Here is a 3,546-nt window from a genome sequence, read left to right on the forward strand (position 1 = left end):
CCGGCGACCCGGCGGTCGGCGAGCGCGGTCAGCGTCTCGGCGGAGTCGGCGGCGGCGAGGAGCAGTTCCGCCTCGTCCTCGGCGTAGACGCAGCCGGCGGCGCGCAGCCGCGAGACGAGGGCGGGACGGTCGACGAAGAACGCGGTCGGTGCCATGGGATGCCTTTCGGGAACGCTCGTCGGCGCTCCCGGCCGTCGCCTAGCGGTGCGACGGGGACTCGGAGGGGAGCGCCGTTCCTGCTGACTGGCGGATCGGACTCACCTCCTCGGGTCGGGGCCCGCACGGGCCGGGATCACGATAGCGGACGGACCGGCCCGGCGGCGTCCAGCGCCGCGGCGATGTCGGCGACCAGGTCGGCGGTGTCCTCCACCCCGCAGGAGAGCCGGACGAAGCCCGGCGCGGTGTCGTCGCCCCACTGCGCCCGCCGGTCGGCGGTGGTGTGCAGGCCACCGAAGGAGGTCGCGGCGGCGACCAGCCGGGCGGCCTCGACGAACCGGCTCACCCGGTCGGCGTCGCCGAGGTCGAAGGAGACCACGCCGGGCATCCGCCGCATCTGCGCGGAGGCCACCGGGTACGCCGGGTCCTCCGGCCGCCCGGGCCAGCGCAGGCCGGTCACGTCGGCGCGCCCGGCGAGCAGCTCGACCACCGCCGCCGCGTTGGCGGACTGCCGGGCCAGTCGCAGATCGAGGGTGCCCAGCGACCGGTGCGCCAGCCAGGCGTCGAAGGCCCCGGGCACCGCGCCGGTGGTGGTGCGCCAGGCGGTCAGCGTCTCCAGCAGCTCCGCCGAGCGGGTCGCCACGTAGCCCAGCAGCAGGTCGGAGTGCCCGGTCAGCGCCTTCGTGCCGGAGGCGACCACCAGGTCGGCGCCGAGGTCCAGCGGGCGTTGCCCGAGCGGGGTGGCGGTGGTGTTGTCGACCACCAGCAGGGTGCCGGCGGCGTGCGCCTCCCGCGCCAGCGCGGCCACGTCGACCACGTCCAGGCCGGGGTTCGCCGGGGTCTCCAGCATCAGCAGCCGGACGCCCTCGAACGACGGGTACGGCCCGACGGTCGGCACGAATCCGACCCGTACCCCCATCCCCTCCAGTGTGGCGGTGGCGAAGGCGCGCACCGGGAAGTACCCGTCGGCGGGGAGGAGCACGGTGTCCCCGGGTCGCAGGACGGCCAGCAGCAGCCCGGTGATGGCGGCCTGACCGCTGGCGAAGACCCGGCAGTCGCCCCCCTCCAGCTCGCCGATGGCCGACTCCAGCAGCCTTCGGGTGGGGTTGTCCGGCCGGCCGTAGCCGTTCGCCGCGGCGGCCGGCCCCGCCCAGGGGTCGAGGTGGTACGGCGCGGCGAAGACCGGCCCGGGCAGGAACGGGTCGCCGGGCACAGGCTCCGGCAGCCCGCCCGGACGCAGCGGGTGCCGTCCCGCCACTGCGGCTCGGCGGCGCTCATTCGTACGACTCGGGCTTGGCGGTGCGGCTCATCAGGGCGTCCACGGCGAGCCGGGGGTCCATGCCCTCGTGGCAGATCCGCTCGATCTGCTCGGTGATCGGCATCTCCACCCCGTGCGCCCGGGCCAGGTCCCGGATGGCCAGGCAGCTCTTCACGCCCTCGGCGGTCTGCCGGGTCGCCGCCTGCGCCTGCTCCAGCGTCTCCCCCCGGCCGAGGTGCTCGCCGAAGGTGCGGTTGCGGGCCAGCGGCGAGGAGCAGGAGGCGACCAGGTCACCCATGCCGGCGAGGCCGGCGAAGGTGATCGGGTCGGCGCCGAGCGCGACGCCCAGCCGGGCGGTCTCGGCGAGCCCGCGGGTCATCAGCATCGCCCGGGTGTTGTCGCCGAAGCCCATCGCGGTGGCGATCCCGTACGCCAGGGCGATCACGTTCTTGACCGCCCCGCCCAGCTCGCAGCCGATCACGTCGTCGTTGGTGTACGGGCGGAAGTACGGGGTCCGGATGGAGGACTGCACCAGCGCGGCGCGGCGGGCGTCGGTGCCGGCGACCACGGTCGCGGCGGGCTGCTCGGCGGCGATCTCGGGGGCCAGGTTGGGGCCGGAGACCACCACCACCCGGTCCGGGCTGACCCCGGCGGTCTCGACGATCACCTCGCTCATCCGCCGGGTGGTGCCCAGCTCGATGCCCTTCATCAGGGAGACCAGGGTCGAGTCCGGGGCGAGGTGGCCGGCCCAGTCGGCGAGGTTGCCGCGCAGCGTCTGCGACGGTACCGAGAGCACCACCAGCTCGGCGCCGGAGATCGCCTTGGCCGCCTCGCCGGTCGCCGTGACCCGCTCGGGCAGCCGCAGGTCGGGCAGGTAGTCCGGGTTGCGCCGGTGGACCCGGATGGCGTCGGCGACCGACTCCCGGCGGGCCCAGATCGTCACGTCCCGACCGGCGTCGGCGAGGATCTTGGCGAAGGCGGTCCCCCAGGACCCGGCCCCCAGCACCGCCACGTGGCCGCTCATGCCCTCGCCTCCACACGATCGGCGGCGCGCGGCGCCACCACACTGAGCTGGTCGATCCGCTCGCTCATTCGGTCACCTCGGGAGTACGCGGACGGGCGGGACGTTCCCACAGCGGGGGCGGCGTGCCACCCCGGATGTCGGCGAGCAGGTCGCGCAGGCTCAACATGATCTCGTCGGTCATCTCTTCCAGCACCGCCCGGCTCGGGGTGGCGCCCGCCCACCGGCTCAGGTCGACCGGCTCGCCGGCGACCACGGTCACCGGGGTGCGGGGCCGCAGGCCGAAGCGGGTGGTCCGCGGGTCGAACAGCTTCTCCGGGCCCCACATCGCCAGCGGGATCACCGGCGCGCCGGTGGCCAGCGCCAGCCGGGCCGCCCCGGTCTTGCCCTTCATCGGCCACAGCTCCGGCTCGCGGGTGATGGTGCCCTCCGGGTAGATCACCACCGCGCCGTCGGCGTCGAGCGCGGCGATCAGCTTGTCCAGCGACTTGACCGCGTCGGCGGTGCCGCGTTCCACCGGGATCTGCCGGCAGCGGTGCAGGATCCACCCGATCATCGGCACCCGGAAGACGCTGGCCTTGCCGAGGTACTGCGGCCAACGGCCGGCCTCGTAGATGAAGTGCGCCGAGACCAGCGGGTCGGCGTGCGAGAGGTGGTTGGGCACGATGATGATGCCGCCGTCGCGACGCAACTGCGCGGCGCCGCGCCAGGTGCGCCGGGTCCAGACCAGCATCACGGGCTTGACCAGCGCCACGGCGAAACGTTGCCAGAAACCCAGCCTGCGCCGTGTCACCCTGCCTCCTCGTCGCCCCAACCCCACGCGCCGCACCCACCGGTGCGGCCCGCAGCGGAAATCATGCCTGCTCGCCCCGGGTACGGCCAGTGCGGGTACCACCGTCGACGCTGGCAGGATTGTCGCGTGGGTCAGAGGCGGTGGACCGTGGTGGTGCCGGTGAAGCGCCTGGGCGCGGCGAAGAGCCGGCTGCGGGGCGCGCTGCCGGCCGTACCCCACGACCAGCATCACGGGCTTGACCAGCGCCACGGCGAAACGTTGCCAGAAACCCAGCCTGCGCCGTGTCACCCTGCCTCCTCGTCGCCCCAACCCCACGCG

The 3,546-nt window shown here is 74.6% G+C and carries 2 protein-coding genes and 2 pseudogenes; 1 reads left to right on the top strand and 3 read right to left on the bottom strand.

What is annotated here, in order from left to right; all coding sequences use genetic code 11:
• Positions 1-292: 292 nt before the first annotated feature.
• From JNW89_RS31235 to JNW89_RS31245, 3 genes and pseudogenes are all read right to left on the bottom strand, one after another.
• A pseudogene (locus JNW89_RS31235) lies at positions 293-1,434 on the bottom strand (cystathionine gamma-lyase).
• Positions 1,431-2,438: an NAD(P)H-dependent glycerol-3-phosphate dehydrogenase gene (locus tag JNW89_RS31240; protein ID WP_088963545.1), complete on the bottom strand. Its 1,008-nt coding sequence runs from the start codon at positions 2,436-2,438 to the stop codon at positions 1,431-1,433. Before JNW89_RS31240 ends, JNW89_RS31235 begins: the two are co-directional and overlap by 4 nt.
• 64 nt (positions 2,439-2,502) lie before the next feature.
• Entirely contained in the window at positions 2,503-3,228 is a 726-nt protein-coding gene (locus JNW89_RS31245) for a 1-acyl-sn-glycerol-3-phosphate acyltransferase (RefSeq protein ID WP_238451805.1), read from the bottom strand.
• A gap of 126 nt (positions 3,229-3,354) precedes the next feature.
• On the opposite strand from JNW89_RS31245, the pseudogene JNW89_RS31250 reads away from it, so the two are divergent.
• A pseudogene (locus tag JNW89_RS31250) lies at positions 3,355-3,450 on the top strand (2-phospho-L-lactate guanylyltransferase); the annotation flags it as partial.
• Between the last annotated feature and the right edge of the window lie 96 nt (positions 3,451-3,546).

This window comes from Micromonospora sp. 4G55, assembly GCF_016803375.1.